This is a genomic window from Okeania sp. (assembly GCF_983059655.1).
Window position 1 is genome coordinate 1 of the sequence record NZ_CEZPJD010000074.1, and the last position, 17,464, is coordinate 17,464.

Below are 17,464 nucleotides of genomic sequence, written 5' to 3' on the forward strand. Positions count from 1 at the left end.
ATGACTCCTTCTACTTCTCGCAAAGGTTTAGAGATGTCTTCAGTGACTACATCTATACCAGCTATGTCTAGACCTATTATCTTCGCAGCTCTGGACAATAACCAGACATTTTCTGGATGTATTTCATCAGTACGGTCTACTGCGATACCTCCAGTACTGAGGTTAGCTGTTGCTCTTAAAAAGCAAATTTCTCCTTTTCTTGGTATTGATTCAATACCATATCCTTGTCTTTCAAGAATAGCAAGAGCAGCTTTGTCTACCGTGATTCTAGTCAGAACGTTATCATGTCCATCCCCTCTTTGAGGATCTTGGTTAGTTTCTTCAATCAGTTTTGCCACTGTAGATTTACCATCTCCCACTACATGGGCAGGTACTCGTTCGGCCACAGCTACAACTCTACCATTTACAACCAATACTCGGTGGTCTTTGCCTGTGTAGTAACGTTCTACAATTACTGTTTTTGTTTTAGAAGCTTTGCTTGCTAAATCGTAAGCCTCTTCAGCCTCTCCCCAATTTCTCACATCAATAGTAATTCCACGACCATGATTTCCATCTAGTGGCTTAATTACAATAGGATAGCCCCCGACATCTTCAATGGCATCTTGAAGGTCTTCAAAGTAGCGGATAACTGTACCACGAGGTACTGGTATTCCAGAATCTTTGAGAATAGTTTTTGTACCTTCTTTATCACAAGCAAGCTCTACACCAAGAATCCCTGTTTGATTACTTAGGGTGGCCTGAATTCTTTTTTGATTTATACCATAGCCAAGCTGAATCATAAATCTGGCTCCTAGTTGAGTCCAGGGAATACCTCTCGCTTCTGCTTCTTTGACTATAGCTTCTGTACTTGGCCCTAAAGATGCTTGACTTTTGAAGTCTTTCAGGTCTTGTAAATCTTGCTGTAACTCGGTTGTAGGGTATGTACCTGTCTCAACAATACTTTGGCAAAGTCTTACTGCTGCCCGTGCAGCATAGCGACCTGCTTGTTCGTTTTCATATTCTATTGCTACCTGAAATATTCCAGGAGTCGATGTTTCCCGTGTCCGACCGAAGCCAACTGGCATTTGGGCAAGTTGTTGAAGTTCTAAGGCAACATGTTCTATCACATGGCCAATTAGTGTCCCTTTTTCAACACGACTGAGAAAACCGCCCCTGACTCCAGGGGAACAATGGTGCTCTACAAGACTTGGTAGTACCTGGGTTAATCCTTTGTAGAAGCCAGGAATATCAGATGTATATTTTTCGTACAGGTCTTCTAAGTCTAGACGCATAACCACCAGTTTGTGCCGGCGGATGCTCCAGTAGTTTGGACCACGTAATGTCTGGAGTTTGAGGATTTTCATAGGAAAATTTGAAGGTGATGCTCAGAATCTACAGAAGCTATGGTAGTTTTATTTTTAATTTCAGCTCACACCATTTGCTAAACTGTTTTGTTCTACAAAAAATACAATCAGTTCAGTTTAAAATTAGACTTTCTGCCTACTTAAATTATGTAAGCTACTAATCTAACAGAACAAATTGGTCACAAATTTAGTAAATTTTTCAGAGATTCTATTAATTAGGGTTTGCTGAATAAATTCTTTTTACTGAGGTAGGCAGTAGGGAGTGGTTAGGATGAAGAAGGAATAGGAATTACATAGTCAGTGGCCAAAACAATAGTCAGAGTTATTTTTCGGTTGCGTGCTACCCAAAAATCCTCACTTTTTTCACCATAGCTTATGAAAAGCTGATAATTTTAATAGACATAAATTGCCTAAAACCAATATCAATCAATGCGCGCGATATTTAATCAGCAAGTCTTTATTAATCAAGAGGCATAATTGTTTCAGATAGCCCCGGTTTCATAGTATGGGAATGGAGATCGTAGCTATCGCCATGGCACATTATATGCAATCTTAAATTTGATATGCTTAAAGGATCTGCTACATCTACTTTTGTAGCATTTGTATATGCAATTTCTGTAGTATCTATAATTGTGACTGTACCTTTACCCATTACTCGAATTTGACTATCTCCTTCAAATAATGCACAGGTATCTTCATCTATACCTATACCTATTTTGTCCGGATGGGTAGCAATGGCGCTCAATAAACGGGCCATACGATTTCGATTATGAAAGTGTTGGTCTACAATTAGATCGGGCAATATGCCCAAGCCAGTTGTTAAATCAACTAAGGACTTATTAGGGGATGAACCACTACCACCACTTGCTATCATCTGATGTCCCATTACTGCTGCTCCTGCACTTGTTCCAGCTAGAGCAATTTTTCCTTCTATAGCTCTACTTCTGATTTCGTCCATTAAAGGTGTCTCAGCAAGTAAGGAACATAGACGCAGTTGGTCTCCACCAGTCATAAATACTCCAGTACAATCTTCTAAGGATTCTAACCATCTTGGGCTTTCTCCCTCATACCTTTCCCGGATATCAAATATCTTGAGACCTACAGCACCCATTTCTTCAAAAACCTTGCGGTATCTATCTCCTTGTGCTCCTGGTTCTCTCGAAGCAGAAGGGATTACTGCTAGTCTGGCATTTACTCCCCCTGCACGATTAAAAAAAGTTTGTAGAATCTCTTTTCCATGAACTTTATCTTCCGCCCCTCCGATTACCATAATGGTTCTTTTTGTTGGACGTAATATATCTAGTTTTGAAGCTTGAGATTCTAACTGTATCATTTTATTAGTCTTGGACAGCAGGTACGCATTAAGTTTCAATAATTTCAATAATCTGTTATAATACTAGATTATCTTATAACCTTGCAAGCCCCCAGCTAACTATTAAATTTTTCAACAAAAGTTGGCTAGATTAACTTGTAAACTTTTAGAATAGTGTGACATACTCCCACGCTAACCTTACAGGTATGGTGTAAGCTCTCTCGTTTCTCAGTCCCGCTACTGCGTCGGACTCCACGAGCTTTAAAGACGGAATGCCCTACCGCCCTATTTTTAATATTTATTGCTGCATTTCCTACCGAATGCTCCGCAAACAAATCGCGGTCAATAATAACACAGCAATGGGCGCAAGAATGAACTCTTTCTGGTAATTTTTAGGAGAATTTTTCACCACAATTTGAAAAATTTTTGCTGGTATTTTGAGGGTTCGCAGCTATAGTCTTTTGTCCAGTATTTGCCTCCTGGGTCAGAGCTGCGCTAACAGCTTTGACAATTAAAATAGTTAGAATTTGTCCCCATCCAGTTGATTGCCCAAGTTTTAGCCTTGATTTTTGCTAGAATAACAGAAATTTTTAGATAATGGTGAAAAACTCCAGAATAGTATTGTCAATCAATTGGACATTGAACCCAATTGATTTACCACTGATTCATATTCACGCCAATTTTTCAAATATGGCGTTAGGCTTCTCGGCGATGTAGCTAAATTAAAGATTAATCTCAACAATTTTTCAATTTTTTAAGACACTTAGTTTAGTATAATTTTTAAGTTTTGTGCAATTTGATGTTATAACTCTGTTTCCAGACTTTTTTAGAACACCCCTAAGTTCAGGTTTGTTAGGGAAGGCTCTGGATAAAGAGATTGCCAAGATTAATTTGGTTAATCCTCGCGATTATACCACAGATAAGTATCATAAGGTTGATGATGAATCTTATGGTGGGGGAGTAGGAATGGTGTTAAAACCAGAACCTATATTTGCTGCTGTAGAGTCATTAACAACTAAACCGCGACGAGAAGTTATTCTTTTAACTCCCCAGGGAGAAACAATGTGTCAGCAGCTATTTAAGCAGTTGGCTACAGGCTATGACCAACTTATTTTAATTTGTGGTCATTATGAAGGTATTGATGAAAGAGTACAATATATAGTTACTAGAGAAGTATCTCTAGGAGATTTTGTCCTTACAGGTGGAGAGATACCAGCTTTAGCTTTAATTAATGGTGTAGTTAGGCTACTTCCAGGAACAGTAGGTAAAGCTGACTCACTGAAATACGAAAGTTTTGAATCTGGATTACTTGACTATCCTCATTACACTCGACCATCTAATTTTCGTGGTTGGAAAGTACCAGAAGTGTTGCTCTCTGGAAATCATGCTAAAATAGCAGAATGGCGCTACCAACAACAAATTCAAAGAACAAAATCTCGTCGTCCAGACTTGATAATAAATGACGATAATTTCATAGAATAATGCTTTTGAAGCTTCTTTTTTTGAAGTAGATGTGAAAATCAATCTAAGATTTCGTATCAGTAATAAATGAGTTAAGAGGTTGTTTGAAAAGTCTCATTTTCTACATTACTACGCCCCCTAAATCCCCCAAAATAGGGGGACTTTGATAAGTAAATTGACTCTTGTTCCCCCCAAAGTTAGGGCAGGGCTGTTTCAAAGTATCGCGAGTTAACAATCTAAGGAGAACGAGAAATTAGAGGCTCATAAAATAGAGAAATTAGCCACGCATTTGCCAATTTTTCAGCCGATAAGTGTCATTAAACTTTGCCTAAATATCTGCTTGAATTCCCTCAAAGCCACAACAATTCGTATTTTTAACCTTTAAGAATAATTGATAAATTTGGGGAAAATCGCTGGCTTAAGCGTGGAAAATTCTCCCCTGCTCCCTGCTCCCCTACTCCCCCTCTCCCTTAAACAAGAATGAAATAGCCCTGCCCAAAGTTGGGGGGCTAGAGGGGCAAAATTCAGTAGTAAAGCAGATGTAGAATTAAATAGTTACTATATAGATAATTTCGCCTATGAATCTATTGAATTAATAGTTAAATTTTTTGGTAGAAAATTATAGTTAACTTTCACGATATAGCTCAATTTTATCGACTATTTTTTCACCCTTCTTTAACAACAGATAAATTATCTTGTCGATCAATAATTTTCACAATTCCGTCTTTTTTTAAATCTCTAATATACTCTAATAAATCATTTTTAAGTACTTCTGGCTCTACTTGTTCTTCTTCTAAAAGATCCTCATAAGCCTCTTGAATTGACCCAGAACCTATTAAAGCAAATAACATTTTAGCAGCCATATCATCCAAAACAAAATCTTCACCTTCTTGTTGAGAATTAACTAAAAAAAATTCTCCCTCATCTTCTTCTAAAAAAAAATTATCCGTTAATAACACTTGTTGAGTTAATATAATCTCCACAACTTACCTCTACCGACAATAAAATTAATACAAAAAAGTAGTTTTATGCAATGCAATATATATTATACCAATACCCAAAAATAATGCTATACTTCCGATGAACTTCAGTTATTAAGTAATAATCATAATTCAGTAATGAATGTAGAGGATTATCGGCATTAATCCAAAATATCTTATGCCTTTGAACCCTACTCCCTACTCCCTACTCCCTACTCCCAAGGAGATGTAGCAAAACTTTTGAGATAAAATGTGTATTATACAATAATCTGATAACAAACTACTATTGAAGGTATAAGTTAGAAAAATGAATCTTCGTATAGGTAATGGCTACGATATCCATAAGTTAGGATCTGGAAGACCTCTAATACTTGGAGGAGTCAAAATTGACCATGAAATGGGATTAGTTGGTCATAGCGATGCGGATGTTCTGACTCATGCAATTATGGATGCAATGTTGGGCGCTCTAAGTTTGGGCGATATTGGCCATTATTTTCCTCCCAGCGACCCACAATGGGCTGGAGCTGATAGTATAGAATTGTTGAATCGTGTCAATCATTTAGTTAAGGCTAGCTGTTGGCAAATTAGTAATATTGACTCAGTAGTAGTAGCAGAACGTCCTAAACTAAAACCACATATTAAAGAAATGCGATCGCGCCTCGCTGCAGCTTTAGAGTTACAAGCAGATCAAGTCAGTGTTAAAGCTACTACTAATGAAAAATTAGGTCCCGTAGGCCGAGAAGAAGGTATTGCTGCCTATGCTGTAGTGTTGCTCAATAAATATGAAGGCATTGACGGGACTAAAATCTAAGGCATTAGATGAGAATAAAAACTGGTATTCTTTGTGTCCTTCGGAAGTGAAAATTTATTTAGATTTAGACCTTCAGGCATTACACCAAAGAATTTGTTAACATCGAACTGACTCACGAAAAAGCCAAAAAAGAAAGAATTAACAAACAATACAGCAACAATTTCCCCAGAGAAAAAAGTAGAGTGTATATCAAGTGTTAACACGCGATATCATATCAAGTCCAGCGATAGCGATCGCGTTTTTTGCCCTTCTTTTATAAATTTTTCAGCATAGCTGCCCTCTGCCTTTTTCTTCACCTAAGATAATTTGATTAACAGTTTGTGGGTTCTGTTTAGTTTTTTGCTGTGTATATATAAGAATGGTAAAGTAAATTAAAGTCTAGTTAAAGTTTTCCCACTGTCTATAAGATTGTGGCAAAAAGCTTTACTCAAAAAAATTAACTATTTACCAAAAATTGGAAAGTATCTGATGGTACAACTATTCAATAAAACCTTCAATTTTCAAAATTTCCATACTTTAGTAGTATCTCTGCTATTAGTTATTGTGGCTACTATTGTGCCAGTATCTTCTGCATCTGCAACTGGAGTTTATCAAATGCCAAGTTTAGCGGCAGGAGATAGTACATTCATTGTTGATGATGCAGAAGTTTTGAGTCGGATAACAAAAAGTAAACTGAACAATAATTTAGAAAATTTGGCCAATACTACTGGAAATGAAGTTAGATTTGTTACTATCCGTCGTCTAGACTATGGTGAGACTGTGGATAGTTTTACGGAAAAGCTATTTGAAAAATGGTTTCCTACTACAGAAACAAAAGTCAATCAAACTTTAATAGTATTAGATACTCTCACCAATAATGATGCTATTCAGATCGGCGATGCAGTTAAAGAACTGATGTCTGATGATATTACTCAGAGTATAGTTGATGAAACTATTCAAGTACCTATTAGAGATGGCAACAAATATAATGAGGCTTTTTTAGCTGCTAGCGATCGCCTAAATGCTGTATTATCTGGAGAATCAGATCCAGGCCCTCCGGAAGTTAAGGATGAGCTGGCAGCAAAAGTAGTAGCTACTTTTAAATCAGCCGAAGAAACTGACGATCAAAGTGCGACTATCTTAGTTGTTGTATTGCTAGTTGTAGCTACCATTGTACCAATGGTTACTTATTTTTGGTATCAAGGTTTTTCTTGATCAAAGCTAAGGAAAATATTCAAGAATTTAGAATTTAGAATTACCTCTTCTTATAAATTAAGAGGATTGGAGCAAAGAATTTTTTTTCTTTTTTCTCCATGGATGGAGAGGCTTTATACCTGAGTTTTTCGGTAAAAGTGTAGGCTAATATAAGGTAGGTAAGTTAACCTACTCGGCTCCTATGTCCCCAGTTCAGTTAATCCTGAATATATTCCTTACCATTTAATAAAGCAATTTCTGCACGTACAAATTCCCGCCCCAAATAAGCAGCATGATCTAACATTGTGACTGGACAAGGGCGGGTTTCTTCTAATATTTTTACGCATATTTCTTTTGCAGTTCTTGCAGTAAATATTCTCGTATGAGTACGTTCTACTTTGCCTTTTGCTGGAATTGGTTTTCCTGTTTCTGGATCTATAGCCAAACCACGGTCGTCAATAATATTAGTAAAGTGTTTTGCACATATTAAACCTGCTTCTCGGTCAAGAAAAATAATAAAGTAACCACCTGAATCGAGGTCTATATGACGTTTTGAAAGTTTTTCGTCAATGGTGTTTACTTCTTCAAGTGTTACATTCATAGTCTTAATCTTAAGAATTATCTATATTTTATTTTACATTTCCGGTCGCATCGGAGTAATTAGTTTGAGGAGTAGGGGAGTAGAAAAGCATGGGAGTGTGGGCAGAAATTAAAAAATATATATCTTCACTATTACGCTTCGTAGGACAACTGAAATGAAAAACACAGGAATAGATTTTGAGGAAAATTTACCTAATAAAGATTTAACAATGAAGATAGTGGTTAATAGGAGTCAACGATTCAGCAAGTATTTATGCTTAACATTTCACTGATAATTTGACTCCCGATAAAGGTAAATGAGAATAACTCATGTAGTATAAATATCTAAGCAAGCTACGGATTTTGTACTAATTTTTATGTTACAAGTTGAAGTGCGGAATGTGGATTTAAATCTCCTACAGCAACTCCTTTCAGTAGCTCTTTTTCAGGAGGGCTCTGAAGGAACTTCAGTATAAGTGCATTATTTAATTTTTACTTCTGCAAGAGGTCTAATATAAAAAAGTTATTAATTATATTGACATTAATAATGAGTTGTGCTAGCAAATCGTATAAGGCAATTACTAAATTAAAGCTTATGTCCATCAAATAGATAGCTGATTGCATATAAGTTAATGATAAACATGGAGCAAAGCCCAGCATGCTCTAATCTTCCTTATCTGTTCGGTAAAAATCTTAAAAACCCAGTAACTCAATACCTTGTAAAGTTGCAAATTCCTATAGATTTTGGCAGAAACAAAAAATTAAGATAGCTTAGAAAAATAGGACTTTATACTGTAATGCTTAACCAAACTAAACAATGAAATTCTATTAATCCTGACCGAAAATTTATGGTCAATAGCTTTCCCTCTTTTAAGGGGTTAATGAAGTCAGAAGTCAGAAGTTGTTTTTATAACGGGGATTTGAGCAAGCCTCCAAAAACCCGATCGCCAATCAAAGCGGGGTTGCACGACCCAATTATTTTGATAAAAAAAGAGAATATTCCAGATTTCAACCCCAATACTTTCCTACCGAATGCTGCGCAAACAGCAAGAAGTATTGATAGCGTAGCTCCTCCGCTAGGAGGCTAACTGATATGACCCATTGACCACTGGTGGATATCATTCCTAATATAAAATCCCAGCTCGTAACATCTTAGATAAAGTCTTATGTCAACTCTTGTTATTGTAGAATCTCCTACTAAAGCCCGTACTATACGCAACTATTTACCCTCTGGCTACCGTGTGGAGGCATCCATGGGCCATGTGCGTGACCTGCCACCTTCTGCTGATGAGATACCAGAAAAATATAAAGGAGAAAAGTGGGCACATCTAGGTGTAAATGTAGACTCAAATTTTGAACCCCTCTACGTTGTCCCTAAAGACAAGAAGAAAACCGTAAAAGAACTAAAAGATGCTTTGAAAGAAGCTGATGAATTAGTTCTGGCCACAGATGAAGACCGAGAAGGGGAAAGCATAAGTTGGCATTTACTGCAACTACTAAAACCAAAAGTTCCTACTAAACGGATGGTATTCCACGAGATTACCCCAGAAGCTATCCGTAAGGCGATTGAAAATTGTCGCAACATAGACGAACAGTTAGTCAGGGCACAAGAGACAAGACGTATTCTAGACCGACTTTATGGTTATACTCTCTCTCCTGTACTTTGGAAAAAAATAGCCTGGGGTCTCTCTGCAGGTAGGGTACAGTCAGTAGCAGTTCGACTATTGGTAACCCGAGAACGTCAACGTCGAGCTTTTAAACAAGGAGGTTATTGGGATTTAAAGGCCAGTTTAGAACAGGCAAAAAAACCTTTTGAGTCTAAACTTGTTACTCTTGGGGGTACAAAAGTAGCTACTGGTAGTGACTTTGATGAAAATACAGGGAAAATAGCTGAGGGTAGAAATGTTGTTTTGTTGGATGAGGCTCAAGCAGAAGCTCTGAAGGAACGGCTACTGGGTAAGCCTTGGACTGTTAATAGTGTTGAAGAACGAGCTGTTAAACGTAAACCATCCCCACCCTTTACTACTTCTACTTTACAACAGGAATCTAACCGTAAGCTAAGAATGGGTGCTAGGCAAACGATGCGGACAGCCCAAAATCTATACGAACAGGGCTTTATTACTTATATGCGGACAGACTCAGTACATTTGTCTGATGAGGCGATCGCTGCTGCTCGGAGTTGTGTTGAAAAAATGTATGGTCCAGAATATCTGAGTCCCCAACCACGACAATACACTACTAAAAGTAAAGGAGCGCAGGAAGCTCATGAAGCTATTCGCCCTGCTGGTCAAACTTTCCGCACCCCCCAGGAAACAGGATTGAGCGGTCAAGAACTTGCTCTTTATGACTTAATATGGAAGCGGACAGTGGCTTGCCAAATGGCTGACTCTCGTCAAACCCACATTACAGTTAACTTGCAAGTAGAAGATGCGGGTTTTCGTTCTAATGGTAAGCGTATAGACTTTCCTGGTTTTCTCCGGGCTTATGTTGAAGGTTCCGACGATCCAGAAGCAGCTTTGGAAGACCAAGAAGTACCTTTACCTCCTCTGAAACAAGGCGATCGCCCAGATTGCAAAGATATAGAAGTGTTGGGCCATGAAACTCAACCACCTGCTAGGTTTACTGAAGCATCTCTGGTAAAAACTCTGGAAAGTGAAGGTATTGGCCGTCCGAGTACCTACGCTACTGTTATTGGTACTATTGTTGACCGTGGTTATGCCAAACTTCAGAATAATGCTTTGGTTCCGACTTTTACTGCTTTTGGGGTAACAAGTCTATTAGAAAAGCACTTTCCTGAATTTGTGGATGTTAAGTTTACTGCCCGTATGGAGCAGACTCTGGATGATATTTCTACTGGTGAAGCTCAATGGTTGCCATATCTACGAGAATTTTATTCTGGAGAAACTGGACTGGATACTCAAATTAAGGAACAGGAAGAGCATATTGACCCTAAGTTAGCCCGTACCATTGAATTGGATAATTTGGATGAGGAACCAGAGATGACTTATCGTATCTGTATCGGTAAGTTTGGTGCTTATATTGAGGCCGAAAATGGTGAAGGTGTTGTCAAGGCTTCTATTCCTGAAGATTTAACTCCATCAGATTTAGATCCAGAACAAATAGAGAAAATTCTGAAGCAAAAAACAGAAGGTCCTGAAGAATTAGGAATTCATCCAGAAGAAGATAAACCTATCTATATAATGACTGGTCGTTATGGCCCTTATGTACAGTTGGGTGATGAGGTAGAGGGAAGTAAGAAAAAACCAAAGCGAAGCTCACTGCCGAAGGGTGTAAAGATGGAAGATGTGACTTTGGATATGGCGGTAGGGTTATTGTCTTTACCTCGTACTTTGGGCGCTCACCCAGAAACGGGTTGTAAAATTCAAACTAATTTAGGACGTTTTGGTCCTTATGTTGTTCATGACCAGGGAAAGGAGGGCGGCAAAGATTATCGTTCTTTGAAAGCTGGGGATGATGTTTTGACTATTACTTTGGAACGTGCTTTGGAGTTATTAGCCCAACCTAAAAGAGCGAAGCGTGGTAGTGCTAAAGCTACACCTCCACTCAAAGATTTGGGTAAACATCCTGAAGATGGTGAGGCAGTGGGTATTTATGATGGTCGGTATGGACCTTATGTAAAGCATGGTAAGGTAAATGCCTCTTTGCCAAAGGATACGGCTGTTGAGGATGTGACTTTGGAGCAAGCGATAGAACTTTTGAAGGCTAAGGCTGGAAGTAAAAAGTCTACTCGGGGTAGGAAGTCTACAAAGTCAAAAGCGGAAAGTAATTAGGAGGTTAGGAGTCACGAGTCAGGAGTCAGAAAAAATGGGAATAATAAAGGAGGTAGGAGGAAAAATCTTCTGTTGATTTTTATGCAATGATTTGTGAAAAAAAACTTTAGGGGTTTGGAGACCAAACCTTAATTATTTTTCTAGTCTCTACTTTCTAAGAACCCTACTCCCTACTCCCTACTCCCTACTCCCTACTCCCTATGATTATTTTCCTAGTTTCCAATCTTCCCCACCAGGAAATTCAGTCAAAAAGTTATTAACTATTGTAGGTAATTCTTTTTTAGAGTAATTATAAGTGAGTGCCAGTAAATTTTGAGCTGTTGTTATTACTTGATTTTTATCAACCATATCTAAAAGTTGAAAAGGTGTATAGGTTCCATCAAATACTTCTACACTAGCATCACTAATTGCAACTTCTATGGCTTCTTCTAATATTTCTTGCCACTGGTCTTGTTTTATATAATAGGATTTTTTATTTTCTTGAATATTGATCTTTTTAATTTCTATTAATGAACCACGAATGGAAGCTACCCAAGAATTTGTTAATCTCTGCTCTAGTTAATTTTTAATGAGATGTATTAACATCCTAATTACAAAAGATTTTATTGCATTGATTTTTGTTTGGCGGCTCATTCCATCTAATTCATATATCAAAGCTAAAGCATCTTCGTAGCGTTGTTCTAAAATACTATTTTTTAAATCTTCTAATTCTTGAATCATTACTGTTACTTCTTTAATATTTACTTGTTATCAAAATAACATGGGTCTAAAACCCTACCTTTTAAGGCGTAATATTTTTGGAGCCTTGCTCAAATCCCCGTTACAAAAATATAGTAGTTTAACTTCAAAATGAGACGTTTTTTCGTCTGAAATTCCCTCATAACAAAAAAGCTTTGTCTCAATCTAAAGTTAAATGACTATAACTTCTGACTTCTGACTTATAACTTCTGACTTCGTTAATTCTGCCTCCAGTCTTCTCCACCAGGCAACTCAATTAAAAAATCATCAACAACTTTTGGTAATTCTTTTTTAGAGTAATTATAAGTTAATTCTAGTAAATTTTTAGCTATAGTCATTATCTTATTTCTATCAACCATATTGAGTAGTTGAAAAGATGTATAAGCACCACCTAAGACTTCTATACTAGAATCACGAATTGCAATTTCTATTGTTTCTTCTAATATTTCTTGCCACTGGTCTTGTTTTATATAATAGGATTTCTTGTTTTCTTGAAGGTTGATTTTTTTGATTTCTATTAATGAGCCACGAATAGAAGCTGCCCAAGAATTTGTTAATCTCTGCTCTAGTTGATTTTTAATGAGATGTATTAACATCCTAATTACAAAAGATTCAATGGCATTAATTTTTGCTTGCCGACTCATTCCATCTAATTCATATATTAAATTTAGAGCATCTTCGTAGCGTTGCTCTAATATACTATTTTTTAAATCTTCTAATTCTTGAATCATCTTGTTTGTGGCAAAGGAAATTTTAAAAGTAGGAGGTAAGCATTCAGGCGTCAGCACTTCAGCTATCAGCTATTACTTTCAGTTTTAGATAAAAGATTTACTAATTGAGTCAGAATTTATACTTACTGTAAAAACTGGCTGAAACACTCTATATTCATTAAAACCCCCTTATGAGAACTGAGAGCTAATAGCTATTTGCGCAGCATTCCACAGGAAATACTTACAGTAGGAGTTTAGACTGATCTGGTTTGAGATTCGATTTTAAGATACTTAATCCTAATTATACCAAGTGCGAAAAAATAGTATCATATCATGTCTTATTAAATAACTGTAATCAACAATGTTTACAGCTAATAACTGATAACTGAAATGACCTAACCTGGTAGGGAAGTTGCATGCAATATCCCTACATTGTGATTAATTAATGTTACTTGATATTAGGGCTAATACCAGTTTTATATGAGGTTGCATAGAATGACAAAATTCATAAATGATCTATCTGTACCTACATCTATCTGCGGTCAATTATGCTTTCAATATTTTTCTATGCAGCTTCATTTCAATTTGGTATAAAGCCCTACTACAAACAAAAACTTTTTTTATCGTTAATTATCTGGACATGATATTATGTTATGTCTATTTGGATAACCATTATAAATATCTCCAGAAAAGAAGGAATAGGGAGAAATCATTGATAATTTATGGATAATAATTGATTTTATTTTTAATTTTTACCATGATGTGTAATAAAAAAAATTAGGTAGTAGTTTGCAGCAACTATTTATCAAGAGGTTCGTGACCAAACCCCTATAGTTATACTGAAAAATAGCTGTTTTTTCCCATTCCCTTTGTTCCCGACTCCCAACAAATAATATCTAAGGAACTTGCCAAATACGTTGATGATATTCTTCTGGTTGAGCATAGGGGTCAACTACAGAATGATTATGGTCGTGACTATGATTATGTGAGTGAGAATGGTGATGATGACCGTGAGAATGTTCCTGATTACTAACAGCAGCTAAGCGAAACTTACACATTTCACAGTTCATTTGTACCTCTCCTAACTGTGTCTCTATTTCTCTTTCTCGTAATAATTCTAATAATGTTGGATGCGCTCCCATTTCTGGTAGACAAGTCATAGAAATATCTGGATATTGTTCTTGTTGTTGGGCTGTAATATCAAATATTTTCTTGACTAAAACACCAGTAAATAGAAAGTATGGCAAAACAATAATTCGCTTCGGTTGATATAATCTAGCTCGCCGAAAACCTTCTTCTAAACGAGGGTGAGTAATGCCAATAAAACAAGTTTCAACTGTTAGATAGCCACTGCCTTCCCATAACATTCGAGCCAGTTTATAAACATCTCCATTCGCATCAGGATCGCTCGAACCTCGTCCTACAAATAATAAGACTGTTTCAGAGGGATTAAAATTAGTTTCTTCTAATTCTGTAAGTCGCGATCGCCACAATTCTAAAATCTTTGGAGTAATACCAAAATGCCGCCCATAATGGAATTTGATTTGAGGATGTCGTTGTCTTGCCCTGTCTAATTCATTGGTAATATCAAATTTATTGTGGCGAGCTGCAAATAATAAAATTGGTAAAGCAGATAATTCTGTGTAACCTTGTTCTACACATTTATCTACTCCTTCTTGAATAGTTGGACCTGTTAATTCTAGAAAGCAAGGTATTACAGGCCGAGATTTATCTAAATTTTGATATGCTGCAACAAAATCTAAAAAAGTTTCTTTTCCATCAGCATCTCGTGTACCATGACCTATCAATAATAAAGGTCTTTGTAGTGGTAATTGAGGCAATTTATAACTTGTAGAGATACTACTTATTTCTTCTGTTGAAGTTAGAGTATTTTGTGTTTTTATTTCGGAGTTTTGAGTTGAATATTTCATTAATTATTCTTTCCCGTGTCAGGCAGGAAGTTAGGGTTTACAAGTGATAAGTAGGTGTTCTGGCTGATCGATTAATTAGTAAGTAGTTATTGATTTTTTCTATTAACTATTTTTGTCGATTTACAGTTGCCGCACAGCCCCGGACTTGCACCGGAGTTTCCCCACTTTTTTCACAAAAAATATATAGCAATTAGTAGATCGCCCATAGGCAGTCAAATTTTTTTTCTTTATCTTGTCTAGTTTTCAAGTACACAAACTGCTATAAATTATTGTCACCAAAAGTTGCCAGTATTTCCCTACAATAACTTAACTTTTAGTTATTTTAGCAGACTTAATTTTTTATTAATTCTTAAAGATTTATAGACAGCCATTGTTAAAGTCATTCATACCAAATCCACTGATAAAAAGCTAGTTTTTCCCAAGCTGTCCTCAACTTTTTGCCTCCTGCCTTCTGTCTCACTCTTGTAATTAACCAGATTTAGTATCACCTCAGCATAGTTTTTTTTTAAGCCAAAGTCTGTATGTTCTTTCAATCATCAAAGCTGCTGTAATCATAGTCAGGACTTACGCAAAGACACTGTGTATAGAGTCCAGTAACTATTGGACAATAGTTATGAGTACTATATATAGCGTATCTGCGTAAGTCCTAAAATAGTTCAAATTACCTTTTATATCATGTCCCGATAATTAGTAGACCTCTCCAGAAAAGAGGGAACAGGCAACAGGGAACAGGCAACAGGGAAGAACAATTGATAATTTATGGATAAGAATTGATTGTCTTTTTGATTTTTGGAGATGTCTAGCGATCAAAAAACTTTCTCTTTCTTCTTCTTTCTTTCCTCCTGACTCCTGAAAACTGAGTCGTTTATTTATAACTAGGGCTTGCTGATTAATTATAAAAGTATTGATATATAAAGGTTTGAGCATTTTTAGGGTCGAATTGCAGTGCGCCTGTTTCAGTTGAAAGCGCTCAAAAAGCTAGTATTTTGGGCTGACTATGGCAGAAAAATCACTCTTACAATTCTTACTCCTACTTCCTCTATAATTCCCATTTCTCCTGTCTCCTGTCTCCTACCCCTACTAAAAGACTTTTTCAGCAAGCCCTAACTATTTAGCCGGACATGATATTACTTTGTTTTTTCATTCTGTTAAGCACTCCAGCAAAATGGCGTGGCAGATGAAACTAAGGTTGCGCACTAGAAAAAATTTTGATATAGTAAAACCATGGGGGTAGCTCGCATATATACATGATTTTTTAGTCAACTAAAAAAAATAGCGAACGTAGGGAACGTAAAGATAATATTACTGAAAGGGATATTTTTAATAGAAAGTAGTCATAAAATACCCCTCACTCTTCTAAATATTCATTTAACTATTAAAAAAGTTTAAGCTGTCAAATATTAGGCCAAAATAGTAGTTTTAGTATTGATACTGATAAAGAATATCTACAAAAGAAAAAATATCCAAAGTGTGGACTTGTGGAAAGCAAAAGAAAGTTCTGCGGGATATAGGAAAATAAAAAAAATCAGCTTTCAGATGATATTTATAATTTAAAGAAACAATCATCTCTTATTTATAAGCTTAACTTTATACTATATTAAAACCAGTCTTAAGCTGAAAAAAAGTTGTGAGGAGAAAACAATCTTTCACCTCTAACGGCAATTCTCAACCAGAGTTAGCCCAGAATATTCAAAACTAATTAAGCAAGATTGGTAACAAAACGATAGAATCGTAAGCCGTAGTATCTGACCACATAATTCTGAAAATTACTATGAATGACACAACTAACGAATTACTCGAAAATATGCCCAGGGAGCAGAGAGTTGGGCAACTGCGCAACTTAATTGAAACTTTACACATAGCTGATGAAGTGGCCAATAAAGGCTATCTGATCACCAGCTCAGAGTTAGCAGATTTAATGGACATCAATGCTAGTGCTGTTACCAGCCGTGGAGACCATTGGGTTTGGCGGAACTGGGTTGTATCTAGAGTACGTCGTGAAGGAAACCAAAGTGCGATTCGTTTCTGCTAAAAGTCAAGGCCATCAGGTTATAGCAGAAGGCAGAAGGCAGAAGGCAGAATGCTATATAGCAATGTGCGCTGACTTTTGTACAAATTGCAGGAGGTGTCCAATAGCTAAAACTCTTATATTATTCCTGACGGAATACTACACAAACAGCTTTTATTCCCCCTGTTGCCTGTTGCCTATTGCCTGTTGCCTGCGCGCAGCGCTATAAGACGTGAGTAGAGTAAGGCCATTAGCCTTATAACTAAATGACCTTGGAGGTGAAATTCCTTCCGCCCAGGTGCAGGGTTGACAGCATTACCCCTACGGCAAGCGACTAGCCATCAATCCGTAAAGCGGGGTAAAAAGGTGGTAAAGCTCTTAGCTTAAGTGAGTTTCCATCAAGCACAATACCCATTGGATAGCGAAAAGCGAAGATGTAATTGAAGCGTCGTAAATTTCAACCAGTGAAATAAGCTGTAACACTGGAGCCAAAAGGCATAGGATAGGGAGTTGGCGAGATTTGGTTCGACTAATATGCACTTCCCGTAAACCCGGCGTAAAGCATCATCCTAAAGGTATATAAATAAGGTCATTTGGAACGAAGTAACCCATGAAAAACTCTTGAAT

The 17,464-nt window shown here is 36.8% G+C and carries 13 protein-coding genes and 1 riboswitch; of the genes, 5 read left to right on the plus strand and 8 right to left on the minus strand.

Annotated elements, in window-relative coordinates; all coding sequences use genetic code 11:
- Both AC3DU7_RS06890 and AC3DU7_RS06895 read right to left on the minus strand, forming a co-directional pair.
- Positions 1 to 1,343 (minus strand): cyanophycin synthetase family protein (locus tag AC3DU7_RS06890; RefSeq protein WP_488038615.1); only part of this gene is annotated, 1,343 nt, incomplete at its 3' end.
- A gap of 460 nt (positions 1,344 to 1,803) precedes the next feature.
- On the minus strand, positions 1,804 to 2,676 hold the full coding sequence (locus AC3DU7_RS06895) for a cyanophycinase (protein ID WP_488038616.1): 873 nt from the start codon (positions 2,674 to 2,676) through the stop codon (positions 1,804 to 1,806).
- Between the two features lie 768 nt (positions 2,677 to 3,444).
- On the opposite strand from AC3DU7_RS06895, the gene trmD reads away from it, so the two are divergent.
- Entirely contained in the window at positions 3,445 to 4,137 is a 693-nt protein-coding gene (trmD, locus tag AC3DU7_RS06900) for a tRNA (guanosine(37)-N1)-methyltransferase TrmD (RefSeq protein WP_488038617.1), read from the plus strand.
- Positions 4,138 to 4,781: 644 nt separating this feature from the next.
- Here the strand turns inward: trmD and AC3DU7_RS06905 are convergent.
- A complete protein-coding gene (locus AC3DU7_RS06905; RefSeq protein WP_488038618.1) occupies positions 4,782 to 5,099 on the minus strand; it encodes a PqqD family protein in 318 nt (105 codons plus the stop codon).
- Between the two features lie 304 nt (positions 5,100 to 5,403).
- Here AC3DU7_RS06905 and ispF point away from each other — a divergent pair, with 304 nt between their 5' ends.
- Positions 5,404 to 5,907, plus strand: coding sequence for a 2-C-methyl-D-erythritol 2,4-cyclodiphosphate synthase (gene ispF, locus AC3DU7_RS06910; RefSeq protein WP_488038619.1), 504 nt, complete (start codon positions 5,404 to 5,406; stop codon positions 5,905 to 5,907).
- A gap of 468 nt (positions 5,908 to 6,375) precedes the next feature.
- Positions 6,376 to 7,101 carry a photosystem II repair protein Psb32 gene (gene psb32, locus AC3DU7_RS06915; protein WP_488038620.1) on the plus strand — a complete coding sequence of 242 codons (726 nt, stop codon included), beginning with the start codon at positions 6,376 to 6,378 and terminating at the stop codon, positions 7,099 to 7,101.
- 196 nt (positions 7,102 to 7,297) lie between these two features.
- On the opposite strand, the gene AC3DU7_RS06920 is transcribed toward psb32, so the two are convergent.
- A complete protein-coding gene (locus AC3DU7_RS06920) occupies positions 7,298 to 7,681 on the minus strand; it encodes a DUF4346 domain-containing protein (RefSeq protein WP_488038621.1) in 384 nt (127 codons plus the stop codon).
- A 1,144-nt stretch (positions 7,682 to 8,825) separates the two neighbouring features.
- Between AC3DU7_RS06920 and topA the strand changes: the two genes are divergently transcribed.
- On the plus strand, positions 8,826 to 11,450 hold the full coding sequence (topA, locus tag AC3DU7_RS06925; RefSeq protein WP_488038622.1) for a type I DNA topoisomerase: 2,625 nt from the start codon (positions 8,826 to 8,828) through the stop codon (positions 11,448 to 11,450).
- 204 nt (positions 11,451 to 11,654) lie between these two features.
- Here the strand turns inward: topA and AC3DU7_RS06930 are convergent, their stop codons facing one another.
- From AC3DU7_RS06930 to AC3DU7_RS06945, 4 genes are all read right to left on the minus strand, one after another.
- Positions 11,655 to 11,798 (minus strand): hypothetical protein, encoded by a 144-nt coding sequence (locus tag AC3DU7_RS06930; RefSeq protein ID WP_488038623.1) that lies wholly within the window; start codon positions 11,796 to 11,798, stop codon positions 11,655 to 11,657.
- Positions 11,799 to 12,008: 210 nt separating this feature from the next.
- Entirely contained in the window at positions 12,009 to 12,170 is a 162-nt protein-coding gene (locus AC3DU7_RS06935; protein WP_488038624.1) for a hypothetical protein, read from the minus strand.
- 236 nt (positions 12,171 to 12,406) lie between these two features.
- Positions 12,407 to 12,976, minus strand: a complete 570-nt coding sequence (locus AC3DU7_RS06940; RefSeq protein WP_488038625.1) for a DUF29 family protein — start codon at positions 12,974 to 12,976, stop codon at positions 12,407 to 12,409.
- A gap of 818 nt (positions 12,977 to 13,794) precedes the next feature.
- On the minus strand, positions 13,795 to 14,829 hold the full coding sequence (locus tag AC3DU7_RS06945; RefSeq protein ID WP_488038626.1) for a sirohydrochlorin chelatase: 1,035 nt from the start codon (positions 14,827 to 14,829) through the stop codon (positions 13,795 to 13,797).
- A gap of 32 nt (positions 14,830 to 14,861) precedes the next feature.
- Positions 14,862 to 15,031: riboswitch (cobalamin riboswitch) on the minus strand.
- Positions 15,032 to 16,600: 1,569 nt separating this feature from the next.
- Here AC3DU7_RS06945 and AC3DU7_RS06950 point away from each other — a divergent pair.
- Positions 16,601 to 16,861, plus strand: coding sequence for a hypothetical protein (locus AC3DU7_RS06950; RefSeq protein ID WP_366558073.1), 261 nt, complete (start codon positions 16,601 to 16,603; stop codon positions 16,859 to 16,861).
- Positions 16,862 to 17,464: the final 603 nt, after the last annotated feature.

Excerpts from the sequence above, each read along its gene's own strand:
- ispF (WP_488038619.1), top strand. The coding sequence starts at position 5,404 with ATGAATCTTCGTATAGGTAATGGCTACGATATCCATAAGTTAGGATCT.
- AC3DU7_RS06895 (WP_488038616.1), bottom strand. The coding sequence starts at position 2,676 with ATGATACAGTTAGAATCTCAAGCTTCAAAACTAGATATATTACGTCCA.
- AC3DU7_RS06945 (WP_488038626.1), bottom strand. The coding sequence starts at position 14,829 with ATGAAATATTCAACTCAAAACTCCGAAATAAAAACACAAAATACTCTA.
- AC3DU7_RS06935 (WP_488038624.1), bottom strand. The coding sequence starts at position 12,170 with ATGATTCAAGAATTAGAAGATTTAAAAAATAGTATTTTAGAACAACGC.
- AC3DU7_RS06950 (WP_366558073.1), top strand. The coding sequence starts at position 16,601 with ATGAATGACACAACTAACGAATTACTCGAAAATATGCCCAGGGAGCAG.
- psb32 (WP_488038620.1), top strand. The coding sequence starts at position 6,376 with ATGGTACAACTATTCAATAAAACCTTCAATTTTCAAAATTTCCATACT.
- AC3DU7_RS06930 (WP_488038623.1), bottom strand. The coding sequence starts at position 11,798 with ATGGTTGATAAAAATCAAGTAATAACAACAGCTCAAAATTTACTGGCA.
- AC3DU7_RS06920 (WP_488038621.1), bottom strand. The coding sequence starts at position 7,681 with ATGAATGTAACACTTGAAGAAGTAAACACCATTGACGAAAAACTTTCA.
- topA (WP_488038622.1), top strand. The coding sequence starts at position 8,826 with ATGTCAACTCTTGTTATTGTAGAATCTCCTACTAAAGCCCGTACTATA.